This window comes from Streptomyces sp. RB17 (assembly GCF_009604455.1).
Taxonomy (GTDB): Bacteria; Actinomycetota; Actinomycetes; order Streptomycetales; family Streptomycetaceae; genus Streptomyces.
On the sequence record NZ_WEGL01000021.1, the window covers coordinates 1 to 18,578 of the forward strand.

Annotated in this window: 14 protein-coding genes and 1 pseudogene; 4 read left to right on the top strand and 11 right to left on the bottom strand. The window is 68.1% G+C overall.

What is annotated here, in order from left to right; translation table 11 throughout:
- Nucleotides 1–443 precede the first annotated feature (443 nt).
- Nucleotides 444–887, bottom strand: coding sequence for a winged helix-turn-helix domain-containing protein (locus SRB17_RS43090; protein WP_153547389.1), 444 nt, complete (start codon nt 885–887; stop codon nt 444–446).
- A 52-nt stretch (nt 888–939) separates the two neighbouring features.
- Nucleotides 940–1,506 (bottom strand): TetR/AcrR family transcriptional regulator, encoded by a 567-nt coding sequence (locus SRB17_RS43095; protein WP_153547391.1) that lies wholly within the window; start codon nt 1,504–1,506, stop codon nt 940–942.
- A 137-nt stretch (nt 1,507–1,643) separates the two neighbouring features.
- Between SRB17_RS43095 and SRB17_RS43100 the strand changes: the two genes are divergently transcribed.
- From SRB17_RS43100 to SRB17_RS43115, 4 genes are all read left to right on the top strand, one after another.
- On the top strand, nt 1,644–2,369 hold the full coding sequence (locus SRB17_RS43100; protein WP_153547392.1) for an SDR family oxidoreductase: 726 nt from the start codon (nt 1,644–1,646) through the stop codon (nt 2,367–2,369).
- A gap of 67 nt (nt 2,370–2,436) precedes the next feature.
- Nucleotides 2,437–3,507: an aldo/keto reductase gene (locus SRB17_RS43105; RefSeq protein ID WP_153547393.1), complete on the top strand. Its 1,071-nt coding sequence runs from the start codon at nt 2,437–2,439 to the stop codon at nt 3,505–3,507.
- 69 nt (nt 3,508–3,576) lie between these two features.
- On the top strand, nt 3,577–4,323 hold the full coding sequence (locus SRB17_RS43110; RefSeq protein ID WP_153547411.1) for an SDR family oxidoreductase: 747 nt from the start codon (nt 3,577–3,579) through the stop codon (nt 4,321–4,323).
- Between the two features lie 407 nt (nt 4,324–4,730).
- Complete coding sequence (locus SRB17_RS43115) at nt 4,731–6,224, top strand: MFS transporter (protein WP_153547394.1); 1,494 nt, start codon at nt 4,731–4,733, stop codon at nt 6,222–6,224.
- 428 nt (nt 6,225–6,652) lie between these two features.
- On the opposite strand, the pseudogene SRB17_RS43120 reads toward SRB17_RS43115, so the two are convergent.
- The 9 genes and pseudogenes from SRB17_RS43120 to SRB17_RS43160 form a co-directional block, all read right to left on the bottom strand.
- A pseudogene (locus SRB17_RS43120) lies at nt 6,653–8,006 on the bottom strand (IS30 family transposase).
- Between the two features lie 856 nt (nt 8,007–8,862).
- Nucleotides 8,863–9,369 (bottom strand): hypothetical protein, encoded by a 507-nt coding sequence (locus SRB17_RS43125; protein WP_228396648.1) that lies wholly within the window; start codon nt 9,367–9,369, stop codon nt 8,863–8,865.
- Nucleotides 9,370–9,509: 140 nt separating this feature from the next.
- Nucleotides 9,510–10,274, bottom strand: a complete 765-nt coding sequence (locus SRB17_RS43130; RefSeq protein WP_153547413.1) for a 3-hydroxybutyrate dehydrogenase — start codon at nt 10,272–10,274, stop codon at nt 9,510–9,512.
- Nucleotides 10,271–11,140, bottom strand: coding sequence for a VOC family protein (locus SRB17_RS43135; protein WP_323377550.1), 870 nt, complete (start codon nt 11,138–11,140; stop codon nt 10,271–10,273). The genes SRB17_RS43130 and SRB17_RS43135 overlap by 4 nt, the downstream gene beginning before the upstream one ends.
- 4 nt (nt 11,141–11,144) lie before the next feature.
- Nucleotides 11,145–11,960 carry an alpha/beta fold hydrolase gene (locus SRB17_RS43140; RefSeq protein ID WP_323377551.1) on the bottom strand — a complete coding sequence of 272 codons (816 nt, stop codon included), beginning with the start codon at nt 11,958–11,960 and terminating at the stop codon, nt 11,145–11,147.
- 598 nt (nt 11,961–12,558) lie between these two features.
- Nucleotides 12,559–13,998: a dihydrolipoyl dehydrogenase family protein gene (locus SRB17_RS43145; protein ID WP_153547395.1), complete on the bottom strand. Its 1,440-nt coding sequence runs from the start codon at nt 13,996–13,998 to the stop codon at nt 12,559–12,561.
- 1 nt (nt 13,999) lies between these two features.
- A complete protein-coding gene (locus SRB17_RS43150; protein ID WP_323377552.1) occupies nt 14,000–14,557 on the bottom strand; it encodes a hypothetical protein in 558 nt (185 codons plus the stop codon).
- Nucleotides 14,558–14,780: 223 nt separating this feature from the next.
- Entirely contained in the window at nt 14,781–16,223 is a 1,443-nt protein-coding gene (locus tag SRB17_RS43155; RefSeq protein ID WP_416237145.1) for an aldehyde dehydrogenase, read from the bottom strand.
- A 23-nt stretch (nt 16,224–16,246) separates the two neighbouring features.
- The gene (locus tag SRB17_RS43160; RefSeq protein WP_153547396.1) at nt 16,247–18,571 is read right to left on the bottom strand and encodes a hydantoinase B/oxoprolinase family protein; all 2,325 of its coding nucleotides are present in this window, start codon (nt 18,569–18,571) and stop codon (nt 16,247–16,249) included.
- Nucleotides 18,572–18,578 lie beyond the last annotated feature (7 nt).

Consider the following 18,578-nt stretch of genomic DNA (forward strand, 5'->3'; position numbering starts at 1 on the left):
ACGGAGCCGCCCAGTCGCTCCAGATGGACCGCGACCCCGCCGTGGTGCGCGCCGCGCGTGACGCGGCGGCCGCCCTGCTCGACGCGGCGCTGTCACCCGTCGCACCGCACGCCTCGTAGCCACCACCATGGCTGTAGTTGTCCCTATCAGCACGATGTTGCCGCCGAGCTGCTGGTGGGCGGCGTCCAGCAAGGAAGCGAAGCCCTTCTCCCGAAAGCCCTTCTTCTCGCCCTTGCGGCCGTGGTGCACCAGCATCCGGAAGATGAGCCGGGTGCGGCGGCCGGACTTGCGGCAGACGAGGCCCGCCAGGGAGATCCGACCCGAGCCGGCTGCCCGGACCCTGACCAGGGGCGGACGGCCGCGACGGGACCAGGTGCCTGCCTTCGGCGGCCGGAGCACCTGGCCCGACTCATCCGCGAAGCACAGCCACGCGTCCTGGTCCCTCACCGTCTTTCCACCCGCGGCCAGGTCTCCTTGATCCACGTGGCCACCGCGTCCTCATCGCGCTCGGCGGCCCGCCGCACCGGGACCTGCACTGTGAAACCCATCTGGCGAAGGATGCGCCAGGTCTGCGCCGGACTGAAGCGGACATGGAAGCGCCGCGCGATCACGACGGACACGCGGGCCAGCGTCCACCGCTGGTCCTCCACCCAGCCGGGCTTCATCCGCGAGGGCCGCCCGGTCGGCCCCCTGGACCGCAGGGCCTCCACTCCGCCGTCCCGCCAGCGGGCACGCCAGGCATAGGCGGATTTCCGCGAAACCCGTAACCGCCGCGCGACCTGCGGCGGCGCCACCCCTTGCGTGAATGACTCGGCGGCCTCGAACCGAACTTGTTCCCTCTGAGCCCGCTGCTTCGCGGTCAGGCCGCCCCCATCGGGATACCGCATGACACCGGGATACACCCACCAGCGAGATCACCGTCACCCTAGGCCGAAAACCTCAGTAGCGGGGCCTGAGTCCGTCGACGACGAAGTCCAGCATGCGGTTCAGTTGGGGGCGCTGCTCGGGTGCGCCGGCTACGGAGAGCACTCCGGCGAGGATGCCGCCGACGTCGGTTGGGTCGATGTCGCGGCGCAGTTCTCCTGCTGCAGCCCCGGCCTTGAGCACCATCGCCAGGACCTGCTGGACCTCGTCGCAGACCGGTCCGGTGCCGAAGCGGCCGGAAGCGCTCATGGCGACCAGGGCCTCACAGATGCCGCGTCGTTCGCCGGCCCAGTCGGCGAATCGGAGCATCCACGCGTGGAGGGCCTGTGCGGGCGGTTCGGTAGCCAGCAAGGTGCGCGCGTCCTCGCGCAAGGGGCGGATCTGGTCCCGGTAGACCTCTTCGACCAGGTCCTCTCGGGTGGGGAAGTGCCGGTACAGGGTGGCGTTCCCCACTCCCGCGCGCTTGGCGATCGCGTCCAGCGAGATCGCGCGTCCGGATGCGAAGGCTTCGGCGGCCGTGGCGATCAACTGCTCGCGGTTGCGCTGCGCGTCGGCGCGCAGGGTGCTGCGTGGAGGTGTCATGTGACCTTCGCGATCGTGAGTATCGGATGAGGCTTGGGTGCGAATCGGGGATGTCCCCGATTCAGTGTACGGTGGAGTAATCGGGGAGGTCCCCGATTATGAATCGTCTCGACTGCTTCAGCGACGAAAGGTTTGCCATGCCTACAGCGCTCATCACCGGGGGGACGACCGGGATCGGCAGAGCAGCCGCCGAGCTGCTGCACGCCCGCGGATACCAGGTCGCTGTCACCGGACAGAATCCTGATTCCCTCGCACGGGCTCGGTCCGAGCTCCCCGACGACGTGCTCGTCCTCCGGTCCGATGCGCGCGTGCTCTCCGACACCGACGCTCTGATGTCAGCGGTTTCCGAACGTTTCGGGTCTCTCGACCTGCTGTTCCTCAACGCCGGGATCTTCCGTCCGGCACCGGTTGCCGATGTGACGGAGGAGTCGTTCGACGAACAGGTCGACGTCAACTTCAAAGGCCAGTTCTTCACCCTCCAGAAGGCCCTTCCGCTCGTGAACGACGGCGGATCGATCGTCTTCACCGTGGGCATCGGATCCCGTCGCGGCAGCCCTGGCGCCGCCCTGGGGGCGGCGACGCGGGGCGCCCTGCTGACGATGCTGCCCTCGCTCGCGCTCGAACTGGCTCCGCGCAGGATTCGCGTCAATGCGGTGAGCCCCGGGGCGACCGAGACCCCGCTGTTCGACAAGCTGGGAGTTCCCCACAGCGGCCGGGAGGCCATGCGCACGAAGATCCCGTTCGAGCGCTTCGGATCCAGCCGGGAGATCGCGGAAGTCGTCGCCTTCCTCGCCTCGGACGCCGCCAGCTACGTCACCGGGCAGGACGTCACCGTGGCCGGCGGCTACGGACTCGGCGTCTGAAAGCCGGGCGGGCCAGCCACCGGTCCGCACTCTCGACCACCACGAACCACATTTACAGGAGTACACGATGGCACTCACTCTCGACACCTACCGGCTGCTGGGCCGTTCCGGGCTGCGGGTCTCACCGCTGGCGCTGGGCGCGGCGACCTTCGGCACCGAATGGGGCTGGGGCGCCGAGCGCGAGGAGGCGCGCAAGCTGTTCGACCGCTACACCGAACTGGGCGGCAACTTCTTCGACACCGCCAGCACCTACACCAACGGCAGTTCCGAGCGGATGCTGGGCGAGTTCGCCCGCGGCGATCGCGAGCGCCTGGTGCTGGCGACGAAATACTCGACGCTGCGTAGCCCCGGTGACCCCAATTCCGGTGGCACTCACCGCAAGAGCATGCTGGCGTCGGTGGAAGCCAGCCTGCGGCAGCTCGGCACCGACTACATCGATCTGCTCTATCTGAACATCTGGGACTTCAGGACGCCGGTGGAGGAGATCCTGCGCGGCCTGGATGACCTGGTGAGGCAGGGCAAGGTCCTGTACGTGGCGGTCTCCAGCGCCCCGGCCTGGCAGGTGTCGCGCATGCAGACGATCGCCGACCTGCGCGGCTGGTCGCCGCTGGTCGCGCTGGAGATCGAGTACAGCCTGATCGAACGTACCGGGGAGCGCGACCTCATCCCCATGGCACGCGAGATGGGACTGGGCGTGGTCCCCTTCTCCCCGCTGGGCGGCGGAGTGCTCACCGGCAAGTACGGCCGGGACGACCTGAACCCGGCGGGCCCCGTCGCCGGCGAGACCGCCGGCAACCGCAGGAGCCTCAACGCCGCCCTGGGCATGGTCACCGAACGCACCCTCGCCATCGCCGACGTGGTGAAGGAGGTGGCCACAGAGCTGGGCCACACACCCGCCCAGGTCGCACTGGCCTGGACCCTGAACGCCCCGGGCGTGGCGGCACCGATCATCGGCGCCCGCACCGTCGCGCAGCTCGAGGACAACCTGGGTGCCCTCCAGGTCGACCTCACCCCGACCCATCTGGCCCGCCTCGACGAGGTCAGCGCCATCGACCTCGGCAATCCGCACGCCCTGCTCGCCAGCGACCACATCCGCACGGTCACCGCAGGCGACATGAGCATCGAGACCCGCCGCTGATGCACCCCACGGACGGCGACATCCAGACGTGCCACCACATTTTCGGCGATGGAACGGAGCAATCTCGGCATGGGTAAGTACAGCGACAAGAATGTAGTGATCACGGGTGGCAGCAGCGGCATGGGGCTCGCGCTGGCGGAGCTGCTGGTACAAGGCGGAGCCCAGGTGGTGATAACCGGCCGGTCGCAGGCCAAGCTCGACGCGGCGCGCGAGCGGCTCGGCACGAATGCCGTGGCCGTCCGGGCCGATGTGGCCTCACTGGCCGACCTGGACACGCTCGCCGACCGGGTGAAGAGCGACCTCGGCTCGGTCGAGGCCCTCTTCGTCAACGCCGGCATCTCGCCCCTCACGCCCCTCGCCTCCACGACCGAGGAGATGTACGACGAACTGTTTGCGATCAACGTCAAAGGCACCTTCTTCTCCGTGCAGAAGCTCGCCCCGCTGCTGAGCGCGAACGCCGGCGTCGTCCTCACCACCTCGATCGCCAACATCATGGGCATGGTGGACACCAGCGTCTACGCGGCCGGCAAGGCGGCGCTGCGCTCGATGGCCCGCACCTTCTCCCGCGAGCTGCTTCCGCGAGGGATACGTGTCAACGCGATCAGCCCGGGTCCCATCGACTCGGGAATCCTGGAAACGATGGGCTTGTCCAAGGAGGCTGTCGACCAGTTCAGGGCGGAGCGGACCTCGAGCAATCCCATGAAGCGCTACGGCACCGTCGAGGAGTTCGCCAAGGCGGCCGCGTTCCTCGCCTTCGATGCCACGTACACCACCGGCATCGAACTGGCCGTGGACGGCGGTGAAACCCAGCTCTGAGAGGCCGCTGACGGCCGGCCGGCGTCTTCTCCCGCCGCCCAGCACGCCTGGTCCACTGTCCGGGCCACGACGTCTCAATGGGCGGTTCGACCCACCACGACGCGGCCTGGAGCTACCCGGACCCGTACCAGGCGTCGTTCGAGCGCTTCGGGCGCGATTACAGCGGCTATGTCGCTTTCGGCATAGCTCACGTGACGCTTGGCTGAGCCACCGCTTGCCAGCGTCGGCGGCCTCAGGGCCGGCACGAGAGCACCTCGCCGGCCTGGCCGGCGCCGAGCCGGACACCGGCCCGCGCCCGGGCCGTCCGCCGTCGTTCCCCGATTCGTCCGCGTACACCGAATGTTCGGGGATCGGTTCGGTCTGCTGTCTGCGGAACGACCCCCCTTGAAAGGTATTGACTGACCGCAATGAGTACCCTTAGCGCCTCCGCACCCGGGGGCACAGTCCCAGACCCGCGCCGCTTCCGAGCGCTTGCGGTGATCGTCCTCGCTCAACTCGTGATCGTGCTCGACGCCTCGATCGTGACCGTTGCTGTGCCCTCGGCGCAGGCCAGCCTTAACATCTCGGTAGCCGACCGCCAGTGGGTCTTCACCGCTTATACCCTGGCCTTCGGCGGCCTGCTGCTGCTCGGCGGCCGCATCGCCGACTTCGTGGGCCGTAAGCGAATCTTCGAGATCAGCCTGGTCGGCTTCGCTGCCGCCTCGGCCCTCGGCGGATTCGCCCAGAACGCAGCCACGCTGTTCGGGGCCCGCGCGCTCCAGGGTGGCTTCGCCGCCCTACTCGCCCCTGCCGCTCTCTCGCTGCTGACGGTCACCTTCACCAACCCCAAGGAGCAGGCCCGCGCCTTCGGGATATACGGCGCCGTCTCGGCCGGTGCGATCTCGATCGGCCTGATCGCGGGCGGAATGCTGACGCAGTGGGCGTCGTGGCGATGGACCATGCTGGTCAACGTGCCGATCGCGCTTGTCGCCCTGGTCGGCTCACGCTGGGCTGTGACCGAGAGCAAGGCCAAGGGCGAGGCACACTACGACCTGCTCGGCACAGTCACGGTGACGGCCGGCCTGGTCGCCCTGGTCTATGGCTTCACCAAGGCGGAGTCCGATGGCTGGACGTCAGGAGTCACGCTCTCGCTCCTGGCCGTCGGTGTGATCCTGCTTGCCCTCTTTGTGGCCGTCGAGGCCCGTATCAAGCATCCCCTGCTGCCGCTGCGGGTACTGGCGGACCGCACCCGAGGCGGCGCTTTTCTCGCCAACCTGCTGACCATCGCTGGCATGTTCGCGACGTTCCTGCTGCTGACCTACTATCTCCAGGGCATCCTCGGCTACTCGGCGCTGAAGACCGGCCTTGCCTACCTGCCGTACTCGGTCGGGACCTTCGTCGGAGCCACCGTGGCCGGCAAGTTGATGGCTCGGATCGGGGCGCGGAACCTGCTGGTCGGAAGCATGGTGCTGGGCGCCGTCGGCCTGGTGCTGTTCGCCCAGATCGGCACGCACACCGGCTTCGCCAGTCACGTCCTGCCGGCAGAGATCATCACCAGCCTGGGCCTCGGCCTGGCGATCGTGCCCCTCACCTCGCAGGCCCTGGTCGGGGTAGACCCGGCTGACGCCGGGGTGGCCAGCGCTCTGGTCAACACCACCCAACAGGTCGGCAACGCCCTCGGTGTAGCCCTGCTCAACACCATTGCCGCCACCGCGAGCGCCAACTACATCGCCGACCACGGCGCCTCCGCCGGCGCCCGCTCGGCTGGGCTGGTGCACGGATACAGCACGGCGTTCATCATCGGTGCCGCCTTCCTCGGTGTCAGCGCCCTGGTCTCGCTGATTCTGGTCCGGACTCGGCGGCAGGACATGACGCCCGGAGGCGGACCGGAGGTACTCACGGAACTTGCCGAGGTGATCTGATCCACAGTGATCCAGGCCATGCCCCGCGGCCGGGACTGGCCTGACGAGAGGCCGCCGGTCCCACGGACCGGCGGCCTCCACCACTTCATCGACGGCGCTGCGGCCCGTGGCGGGTCGCCCGGGCGGACCGCAGCGCGATCGTGTCGCCGGATCTTGTGGGCCGGGACTTCACGGCCGCCGAGCCGGGCACAAGGCTGGTCGGCGGCGTCACCTACCTGCCCACATTGGCCGGTTGGTGGTATCTGGCCACGGTGATCGATCTGGCTACCGTGAGGTTGTCGACTACGCGATGGCCGACCACTACCGGGCCGGCCTCGTCGTCGACGCTCTGTGGATGGCCGCCGGCCGGGGCGCCGTGAGGGAGGGCTGCATCATGCACTCGGACCGCGGAGCGGAAACCAGGTTCAACCAGTGGATGCAACACCGGCTTATTTGATCGATAGTAGATGGTCGTTGAGGGCTTCGGCGGGCGTCTTCCAACCGAGACTCTTGCGGGGGGCGACTGTTGAGCGTGGCTGCGATCGCCTCGATATCCTCCGCCGCCCATCGAGAAAGGTCGGTTCCCTTCGGGAAATATTGGCGCAGCAGGCCGTTCGTGTTCTCGTTCGTGCCGCGCTGCCAGGGGCTGTGCGGATCGGCGAAGTAGACCGGGACGCCGGTGTCGATCGTGAACTGGGCGTGCGCCGACAACTCCTTGCCCCGGTCCCAGGTGAGCGACCGCCATAGTTGCTCGGGCAGGGTGCCGATCGTCGCCGCAAGGGCATCTTTCATCGTCACCGCGCCGTAACCGGCCAGCGGCGGCGCGTTCTTGGTACGGGGAACGACGCCGTAGCCGTCCTGGCGGGGCAGGTGGACAAGCACCGTGAATCGGGTCGCGCGCTCGACCAGCGTGCCAATCGCCGATCGCTCAAGTCCGATCCGGACGTCGCCCTCCCAGTGTCCCGGTACGGCGCGCGGTCGTCGGCTTCGGCCGGCCGTTCGCTGATCAACACCTCGGGCGTGACGTGGGCCCACGCCTTCCGCTTGGACCGGGCACGAGGCACCCGCATTGCTCTGCCGGTGCGCAGGCAGGCAACGACCTCACGCTTGAGCGCTCCACGGCCTTCGATGAACAGGGCCTGGTAGATCGCCTCATGGCTGATCCGCATGGACTCATCATCGGGGAAGTCGACCTTCAGCCGGTTCGCGATCTGCTCCGGACTCCACGCCATGACCCATTGGCGGTCGCCGCGGTGCGGCTTGTTCCTCCCCTTCCACCGCGGGCCATCCGGCCCCAGTACCGTCCCGTCCGGGCGGCCGACCTGGCCGGGAAAGCCTTTCCTGCACGTAGTCCCGCAGCCGGTCGTTCGCGGCCAGCTCCGCTGTCTTCGGGCGCCGGGCCACGAGGTCGGCCTTCCACTGCGCGATCGAAGCCCGGTAGTCCAGTCGGCCGCCACGGGTCGCGGCGTTGCGCCGCAGCTCCCGGGATGCCGTCGATGGATCACGGCCGAGACGTCGCGCGGTCTCCCGGACTCCGATGCCCTGCGCTTTGAGGAGCGCGATCTCTTCACGCTCCTGAAAGGACAGGTACCGGCCGGACTGCGGAGCAAGATCCGGTGGCGGCATGCCGCCACCGTGACGGAACCACCTGCAACCCGCCGCCTGGGATACGCCGACCGCAGCTGCCGCCTCCTCGGCGAGCAACCCCTTCGCGATCTCCCGCCAGAACTGACGTTCCACTTCCCGCCGAAGCGCCGGCGCACCCGGGGACTTCATCGGCGAACGCCTGGTCAACGCCGCCATCCACCCTGCTGGCCTGCCCATCAACACCTCCGAGGACGAGGTGTTGCAACGACCGATTGAATCCGCCGAATACACCTCACGTGAATACCGCTCCGTCATAAAGGAGTCTGGTGTCTACTCCCCCGCCGACCGACCAGGCCCGTGGTTCTTCTCCAGGACCACTCGTGCGGAACCCGGTGCGTGACCGCCAAGGGAGCCGGGTCGGATCGTCGTCGTCGACCAACCGACAGCGAGGTTGGCCAGGTCGCACGCGCCTCGCGCCGTGTTGGTTCCGAATGGCTCGGTACTCAAGCCGTAGATCGTGGCGGTCGTGCTGGCGGGCGGCCGAGTCACACTGCCAGGCACGTCCTATCCGTGGGTCTCCCGTCTCTCCGAGCCACGGCATCAGGCCCCGCCGTGCGGCCTGCAGCACCTCATCCGGGGGCAGTTCGTCAGCTCGTTCGATCACAACGAGATCCCAGCCTTGCTGGCGGACTGCGCCAAGCGCCACTGCACGCTCACGCAGCAGGTACTTCACCGCTGAAGCCGCATCGGCCACTGGTGGGCTCACCTCGTAGCCGACGAGTTTCCCGACGTACCAGTCCAGCCAGCGCCCGCCTTCCCGCATCACGGCTCTGGCCAATGCGCGCTCCGCATTCCCATCGAGAAAGACCTTGACTTCTCCCCCAGCTGAGGCAGGGGGATTCTTCCCTCGCGGGTTGAGCTTTCTGCTTCTCAGACAGCAGCTGCCCCGAACTAACGGCAAGGGACGTGGGTACGCCCAGCAGTCTTACGCCAGCCCCACAGACCTGACATCCCGCCGGCCCGGCGGTAGGCCCGGGCCAGCTTGGTAATCGCCGGCCGGACGGCCTACAAACTACCCGTCTCCTGCCGGTCGTTGGCGGTAGACGCCGATCCGCCCTGGCGGCGAACCGGCTTTCCCTGCCCTGCTCCGCAGGAATCCGTTTCCTCCCCCGCCCGAAGGCGGGGGTATCCACGGAGGAATCCCGATGACTGGCCGGACCTGAGCGAGAACCTCGGTGAGGTCACTCATGAAGGCGTCGATCGCCTCCTCGCCGTGTCCCATGGCCAGCAGCGTCGGCACGAACGGCACCAGCGCGTCCGTGATCACCACGTCATCGCCGCTCGCCACCACCGCATCGACGAACTGCGCAGTCCCCGCGATGAGTGTCTGCAGCCGGACCCTTCCGGTCGCCTTGAACTCCTCGGCCACCGCGGTGAACTGCGGTCGGGTCAAGACCTCTTCCTCGCGAAAATGGTCCCCCCGCAGTCCCGCACCGGCCAGCCACCGGGACAACCCGTCACACAACGTCGACTTACCGACGCCCGGCGATGCTCCCCACACGCTGATCAGAACTGTCATGGCCTGCGAGCCTAGAAGCGACAGCCATGACTGCCAACTCCACGGATGGCCGAAGAGCCTCGGCCCGGCTCAGGGCTTCGTCGAGCGTCGCGGGTGGCTCCGTCCTGGACAGAGCCGCCGAGGCTGACTCGTTGACAGAGTCAGGACGCGCTCCATCCGCCGTCGAGGGTCAACTCGGTGCCGGTGATGGACATCGCCTCCGGTGAGCACAGGAAGCCCACCGCGCCGGCGACTTCGTCGGGCTCTATCAGGCGCTTGACCGCTGACCGGGCCAGCAGTACGTCCGAGATCACCTGGTCGGTGTTGAGTCCGTGAACCGCTGCCTGGTCTGCCAGTTGCTTCTCGACCAGCGGGGTCCGCACATAGCCGGGGCAGACACAGTTGCTGGTGACGCCTTTGGCCGCGCCCTCCAGTGCAATGACCTTCGAAAGTCCCAGGAGTCCGTGCTTGGCACTGACGTATGCGGACTTGTAAGCACTGGCTCGCTGACCGTGGATGCTGGATACGTGGATGATCCGCCCCCAGCCTCGCTCGTACATGCGGGGAAGCACGGCTCGGCTGAGGAGGAACGGCGCCTCCAGCATTAGCCGCAGCATGAACGCGAACTGCTCAGGCTTGAACTCGTCGACGGGCGCGATGTGTTGGACACCGGCATTGTTCACCAGGATGTCCGCGTCCAGCGTCCGCTCAGCCAGGTCGGCGGTCTGGCTCAGGTCGATCACCAGAGCCTCACCGCCGATGCGCTCGGCCGTGCGTGCCGCACCCTCGGCATCTATGTCGCACACGACGACGTGCGCGCCGAGTCCCGCCAGCCGGGTTGCCACAGCCTCGCCGATCCCGCTCGCCGCGCCGGTGACGACGGCACGGCGACCGGAGAGGTCAGGACCTCGAAGAGGGCTGGTCATGACTTCGACGAAGCGAACGGATTGGCGTTGGCGTGGTGGTGTCCCCACACGTCCGAGACACCGAAGTCGTGCGGCACCCAGTCGTCGCCCACTTCGATGCCGCCGTAGCCGATCTCGAGATGAAAACCGCTGGGGTTTCGCACGTAGAACGAGATCGCCTTGTCGTTCATGTGCCGGCCTAGGCTGATCGAGATCGGCGCGCCGTTGGCCTTGGCCCGGTCGTAGGACCGCCCGACGTCGTCGATCGAGCCGTGCTCGAACTCAAGATGGTGGATCGACGTCGCTTCTGCACTCGCGAGCGCAATGTTGTGGTGGGCCGTGCTGCAGCGGAAGAAGAACAGGCCGGGAGAACGGTAGTCGGTCAGCTTGAACTCGAGCACGGATTCGTAGAGTTCGCGAAGCTCGGCGAGCTTGGGGCTGGCCAGCACGAAGTGACCGAGACGGGTAGAACCGGGACCTGTCCCATCCGCCCGGCCGACACTCGTGCGCGCCTTGGCTTCACCAACCGCCAGCTCCACCCGGTATCCGACCGGGTCGGTGAACCAGCGAAGTTGGGTGGCTCCGCGCAGCTCCATCTCTTGCGCCGAGCCGTCCTTGACGATGAACCCTGCGTCAGTGAGCCGCTGGGAAAGCCTGTCCAGCTCGCGCGGTGTGTCGACGATCCAGCCCAGTTCCCGTGGGGTGTCCTCCGTGGACGGATGGAGAGCCATGCGGTACTTGAACTCGTCCAGTTCGACGAGCGCGACTTCCTCCGCGCCGAACTTCGCCGTGGTGACTCCGATCCCGAGCGTACGCCCGAGCAGATCGGTCCAAGCGTCGACATCGGTAACGTTCAGTCCGACGTAACCCAGTTTGCGGATACCCACAGTTTCACCCCTCCGCTATCGCGGCCGCGCCGCCCTGCAGAAACTCGCGGACAATGTGGTTGAACTCGGGGGCGCGCTCGTACTGCACCCAGTGCCGACAGTGGGGCAGCACACGGAGTTCCGCGTTGGGTATGCCCTCAAGGATCTTGGGCGCCCAGGTCAGCGGAACGGTTTGGTCCTCCCGGCCCCAGACGAGCAGCGTGGGGGCAGCGATGAGCGGCAGGTCGGGAGTCAGGTCGCCGAAGTTCGGGGGAATCGGCAGTTCGGGGTGGGCCCTCAGGCTCGACTCGTACCGTTCGTCGATGAGGGACTCGGTGGCCAGTGTCTCGTCGAACACCATCAGCCGCACGAACTCGGCCATTGCCTCACGTGAAGGCTTCTGGGCCGCCATGTAGCCGAAGAGGCGGTTAAGCCCGACCGGCCACGGCGGCGCATCCGTCGGGAGAACTCCGCCCGGGGCCATGAGAACCACCCGGTCCACGCGGTCGGGATGGCGCATCGCAATGCGCATCGCGACGGCTCCGCCGTAGGAGTTGCCCACCAGGTGGGCGCGCTCGATCCCGAGAGCTGTTATCGCGCGGCAGACACGTTCCGCCGCATGGAAGATCAGCGGTTCGTCGGTCGCGGGCCGAGGGGAGCCTCCCCAGCCGGGGAGGTCCACCACAATGTTCCGGTAGTCCTCGAAGGCTGCCAGGTTGCCACCGAAGTTGCTCATGCCCGTGGCTCCCGGCCCCGAGCCGTGCAGCCACACGACCGGGTCGCCCGAACCTACGTCGGTGTAGGCCAACTGTGTGTCCCCGACATCCACAGTGCTCGTCACTTCGACCCTCCCTTACCTGTATGTAACGCTCACTATACAAGAATGTTCGATGCTATCAAGGTTGCCTTCCATGCCGAAGGCCAACAGTTCTGCGTCATCGGGATTCCTCCGTGGATACCCCCGCCTTCAGGCGGGGGAGGAAACGGACTCCTGCGGAGCAGGGCAGGGAAAGCCGATTCGCCGCCAGGGCGGATCGGCGTCCACCGCCAACGACCCGCAGGAGACTGGTAGTTTGCAGGCCGTCCGGCCGGCGATAACCAAGCCGGCCGGGCCTACCGCCTAGCCGGCGGGATGTCAGGTCTGTGGAGCCGGCGTAAGACTGCTGGGCGTACCCACGTCCCTTGCCGTTAGTTCGGGGCAGCTGCTGTCTGAGAAGCAGAAAGCTCAACCCGCGAGGGAAGAGTCCCCCTGCTTCAGCTGGGGGAGAAGTCAATCGGTCCGCCGGACAGCGGCATCGAGGTGTGCCGGCCGCCAGTTTGCAGCGATCTCGAGGACCGGGTCCCCGGTAGAGACGTGCGCATGCAAAACCCCCTTGTCGGGGGGACGCCGGTGTCTCGTCCCGCCGTGGTCAGACGGGACGAGACACCGGCCGAAGGCGTCAGCGGCCGTAGGCTTCCAGCAGCCGCAGCCACACCTCACTGACGGTGGGAAAGGCCGGAACCGCGTGCCACAGCCGGTCCAGCGGCACCTCCCCGGCCACCGCGATCGTGGCCGCGTGCAGCAATTCCGCGACATCCGGGCCGGCGAGGGTGAATCCGACGATCACCTTCCGGTCCTCGTCGACGACCATCCGCGCGTGGCCCTTGTATCCCTCGGCCTGCAGGGAGGACCCGGCGGTGGCGGCCAGGTCGTAGTCGACAACCCGAATCCGCAGCCCGGCGGCCTCGGCAGCAGCCGCGGTCAGCCCCACCGACGCGATCTCCGGATCGGTGAAGACCACCTGCGGGACCGCGCGCAGGTCGGCGGTCGCCGCATGCCGCCCCCACGGGCCGTCTTCGACCGTTTCACCCTTCGCGCGGGCCACGATGACGTCGCCCACGGCACGTGCCTGGTACTTGCCGTTGTGGGTCAGCAGCACGCGCCGGTTGACGTCTCCGGCGGCGTAGAGCCACCCGCCACCGATCGGCGCGCCGTCCTCTCCGATGACACGCATGGTGTCGTCGACCAGGAGCCAGGCGCCGGGCGTCAGGCCGACGGTGTCCAGCCCGATGTCCTCGGTGTTCGGCGTGCGGCCGATCGCGACGAGCAGTTCGTCGGCTTCGACCTGCTCACCGCTGGTGAGGGTGATGGACACCGTTCCATCGTCGGCACGCTTCACGGCCGCGGCCTCGGCGCCGAGGCGCACGGACACGCCGGCCTCCCGCAGCGACTCCACGACGCGCTTGCCGGCGAACGGCTCCGCCAGCGGGAGCACTCCGTCGCGCGCCAGCACCGTCACCGAGGCGCCCAGACCGGCGAACGCGGTAGCCATCTCCGATGCCACCACCCCGCCGCCGATGATGGCGAGCCGACCCGGAACCGTGCTTGCGGCAACGGCTTCCCGGCTGGTCCACGGTGCTGCCTGGCGCAGGCCTTCCATGTCCGGGACCAGTGCGCCGCTTCCGGTCGCGACCACGACCGCGTGCCGCGCGGTCAGCGAGGTGACGGCGCCGTCCTTGCCGGTCACCTCGACGTTGCGGACAGAGCTGATCCGGCCGTGTCCGCGGTACAGCGGAACACCCACCTGCTCGAGCCAGGCTGCCTGCCCGTCGTCCTCCCAGTTCGAGGCGAAGGAATCGCGACGGCGGAGTACGGCCGCCACATCCAGATCGCCCGTCACCGCCTCACGCGCGCCGGGCACCTGCCGGGCCGCTCGAAGCGCCGCACCACTGCGCAGCAGGGCCTTGGTCGGCATGCAGGCCCAGTACGAGCACTCGCCTCCGACCAGGTCCCGCTCCACGATGGCCGCGCTCAGGCCGCCCTGCACCACACGGTCGACGATGTTCTCTCCGACCGGGCCCGCGCCAATGACGATGACGTCGTACGTAGTGGTCGCCATGTCAGTTCGCCTTGGGGGCGCGGCCGAGACGCAGGGCCGAGACGAGGAAGAAGATTCCACCGAGAACGGCGTAGCCGGCCACGTTGGTGAGCTTCGGATCCGACGCGGAGGCTCCCACGACGAAGTTCGCGCCGGCCAGCACGGAGATGCCGCCGCTGAGGATCATCGGCCACTGGCCACCCATCTTGCGGCGGCTGACACCCACGATCAGCTGGACGATTCCGGAGACGATCGCCCAGGCACCCCAGACACGCAGGACGGCCGGCACACCGGACGCACCGGCGATGCCCAGGCCGACAGCGGCGATAAGGCTGATCGCCATGTTCACCTGCAGACCACGAATCGATCCCGTGGCGTTGGCCGAGCGAGCGTCGACCACGGCTGCACCGACGTCGAACAGGGGATAGATGACGATGAGGGTGACGCCAAGCGCTCCGAGATCCGACTTGTTGGCGAACAGCAGGGCCGCCCAGACGATGGCGAAGCCGAACCGCACGAAGTACAGCTGGCGCAGTGCCGGGGCGATGCCGCCGGCGGCGGGAGAGTCAACGGTGGTCACGATGATCCTTTCAGGGCTGTGACGAGGGGGGAAGTGCGGTTCGGCAGATACCACGGTCGGTTTCCTCCTGGTGAAGGCGAGTACGGCAAGCCGCTGGACTCAATGGAGACCGAACGTTCTGTCTCAGATAGCATGGTCGCCCCGCGCTCGCCTGTCAAGACCGATCGTTCTACCTGATGGCATCTGCTTCGCCGCCCCCTCCAGTCGCAGGGGGCGGCGACGGTCAGCGGTAGATGGACTTGGTGTGCTGGTAGTTCAGAAGCGCCTCAGGTCCGAACTCCCGACCCAGTCCACTGGACTTGACCCCGCCGAACGGCGCCGCGGGGTCGACGGTGTAGTGGTTCAGCCCGACTGTTCCGGTGTGCATCCGGCGTGCGACGCGCATGCCGCGCTCGTCGTCGTTCGTCCACACGGTGCCGCCGAGGCCGTACTCCGAGTCGTTGGCGATGCGCACGGCATCGTCCTCGTCGGTGTAGGCGATGACGGACAGTACCGGACCGAAGATCTCCTCGCGGGCGATGACCTGTGCGTTGTCGACGTCGGCGAACACGGTCGGCGTGACGTAGAAGCCCTTTTCGAGATCCGCGGGGCGGGAGCCGCCCACGACCAGCCGGGCCCCCTCGGCCCTGCCCTTCTCGATGTACCCCTCGACCCGCGCACGCTGACGCGCAGTCGCCATCGGGCCGACCTGCGTCTTGGGGTCCAGGGGGTCTCCGACGGTCAGCCCACCGACCAAGGAGGCCACCGCGTCGACGATTTCGTCGTAACGGCTGCGCGGAGCCAGGATGCGGGTGCTGGCGAAACAGGCCTGACCGTTCGCCAGCAGCGTCGCCTGGATGAACGACTCGGACATCGCCGTGCCGAGGTCGACGTCGTCGAGGATGACGGCTGCCGACTTGCCCCCGAGCTCCAGCGTCACCGGGCGCAGGAGGGTGCCGCAGGCCGCGGCGATCTGCCGACCCGCCGCGGTGGAACCGGTGAAGGCCACCTTGTCGATGTCGGGATGGGAGACGAGGTACGCGCCGACCTCGCGGCCGGCCGGAACGACGTTGACGACGCCGGGCGGCAACCCCGCTTCCTCGACCGCCTCGGCGAAGAGAACCGAGTCGAGCACGGTCTCCGGGGACGGCTTCAGCACGAACGTGCACCCCGCGGCCAAGCCCGGCGCGTACTTCGTCGCGGACAGGAGCTGCGGAGCGTTCCAGGGCACGATCGCCGCCACCACGCCGAGGGGTTCCCGGCGGACGTGGACGGGCGCACCCAGCATGCCGTCACGAACGGCCTCGCCCGAGCCGTCGCGGATCAGGTCGGCGTAGTAGCGCAGCAGAATGCCCGGCAGGGCGCCCTCGACCTGTTCGGAGAGCCCGATCGTCATGCCGTTCTGGGCGCTGACGACACGCGTGATGTCCTCGACCCGCCGCTCAAGCGCCTCAGCCAGGCGGTAGAGGGCATCCGCCCGCCGCGCCGGCTCCCAGGCGGCCCAGCCGTCGGGATCGTCGAAGGCGGCGCGGGCAGCGGCCACGGCCGCGTCGATGTCCTTCTCGCTGCCGCTCGGGACGCTGCCAAGGACGTCCTCCATGCTCGCACGGAGGACGGTGATCCTCTCGTCGGACGCGGGCGCAACCCACCGGCCCCCGATGAAGAGTGAATCGTGGTGCGAAATCACTCGGTCTCCTTCGGCGGGTGATGTCACGCCCAGCCCCTGTAGTGGTCGACAGGCAGGGGATGGTCGACGGGCACGACGCGGGAGTTGACCGCGGTCAGGCAGCCTGGACAGAGCAACTGCCGGAAGACGATCTCCGCGTCGACGTACTCCGACGGGTCGTGCCAGATGTGGGGGCCGGCTTCGGTCGGTGCCGCATCGCGGAGAGCCAGCGCCTCCACGAACGCGCCCTCGGCCAGTGGTCCGATCTCGGTGCTGCAGTGGACGCACACCACCGTCCCGCCGTCGGCGGATTCCAGCACGGCGAGGTTGTCGTCGAGCCGGCGCGCCTCGCTCAGGTCGTGCGTGCCGACCGGCTCGAGCCGGGCGTCGGACCGTCCGGCACCGGAGGCGCGACGATGCCTCAGCTTCTCGCGGATCTCGTCGGTGGCGGTCACGTCCACTTCACCGTCCTCGCGCAGCACGACGCCGTAGACATCCCGGGCGGCATCTGCCGACACACGTACCTGCAGCACGTCCTCGCGAACGCTTTCGGCCGGGCGGAGCAGGGGGTCGCCGTATCCGCCGCCTGCCTGCCAGTGCAGGTAGAGCGCGTCACCGGAGCCGAGGTTCGACTCCCCCTCACAAGGCAACACCTCGATGACGCCGCCGAGTTCGTCCAGGTCGCCGGGAATCACCGTCGCCCTGGCGAGCTGGGGAACGTCGATACCGCGCACCACGAGGTCGAGTTGGGAGTTTCCGGGGTATCCCCCGGCCAGTCCGACGTTCTGGTTCGCGACCTTGCCGGTTCCCGAGACGACCAGGGACATCGTCCCCTTCTGGTCCGGGTGCTGGACGTAGCAGACCGAGCCGCTCATCCCGCCCCGCTGCCTGCCCGGACCGCCGGAGTCGGTCTGTTCCCGGCGCCACAGGGCGACGAGCGGGTAGAGGTACTCGGTCATCTCGACGTCAGGTGCCCGTGCGGAGGGAATGATGAGCCGGCCGCCGGTGTCGACGCCGTCGTGATGCACCTGGGCCCCGTAGCCGCCGGCCATGACGTCGAAGATGGGGGACACGAAGCCCTTGCTGCCGCCCCCGCGGACGTCGACGCCGGAGACCACGCACAGGTCGGTGGTGCCGTTGCAGATCGACTGCACATCGGTGCGGTGGTCGGGTTCGGCGTCCAGCATCTTGGCGATGACCTCGGCGACGAGGTTGCCCGAGCCCCAGGCCGGTCCGAAGGGCCCCTTGCCCACGGCCGCCGGGAACGACGCGTTGGTGATGGTGTCCTCGTCGGTGATGATCTCGAAGCAGCGCATCAGCCCGCCCGCCGCCCACGGGATGTCCCCGGCCAGCAAGGGCAGCATCGTGAAGACGATCCCGGCCCGCAGCCCCGGGTAGGGACAGTTGATGATGCCGGTCTGCTCGGCAGTTCCCCTGAAGTCGAAGACGAGCCGGTCGGCTTCCTTGGTCATTGCGACCTTGATGGCGTGCAGGCCGCGGTCGCCGGTCTGCGACTGCTCCTGGTAGCCGACCGCGGTCCACGTTCCGTCCGGAAGGGTCTCGAGCTTGGCCCGCAGCCGGCGTTCGGCGTCGTCCATCATCCGGCGCATCACGGCCTTGACGGTGTCGGCTCCGTACTTGGTGATCAGCCGGATGATCTGCTCGGCGGCGTTCTTGTTGGCGGCGATCTTGGCACGGAGATCGAGACCCACCAGGTGGGGAAGCCGCGACCTGCGGACCCAGGCGTCGGCGACGTCGCGCTGCAGCACCCCGCCCCGGACCACCTTCATCGGCGGAGTGGGCACCGCCTCACCGAACACGTCCTGGGCAGAGGGGCTGAACGAGCCGGGCCGCTGCCCGCCGAGGTCAACCTGGTGGGCGATGGCCGTGGTCCAGCCGAACAGCTTGCCGTCGTGGAAGATCGGGGCCAGGATCGCGGCGTCGTTCTGGTGCAGTCCGCCACCGATCCACGGGTCGTTGCAGAGGAACATGTCGCCCTCTTCGATGCCCGGATTATCACTGCGGTTGCGCAGTGTCCAGACGATGGCCAGGTCCATCGAGCCGATGAGGCCCACGTTGTAGGCACCGACCTGGACCTGCTCGCCGAGCTCGTCACAGATGGAGAAGTTGAAGTCGTTGGACTCGGTGACGACGTGCGAGCCCGACATCCGCCGCAGCGTCTCGCCCATCTCCTGGGTGATGGCCCACAGCCGGTGCCGCACCACCTCGTAGGTCAGGGCGTCGACCTGGTCGGCCGTGTCGTCGTCGATCTGGTGCAGCGGCAGGCTGGGCGAGATCTGCCGCAGCAGTTCCTCGCGTGGCAGGGGTCGGCTGGTGAACTCGTCCGCCCCGGGAATCTTAGATGTCATGGAAGCT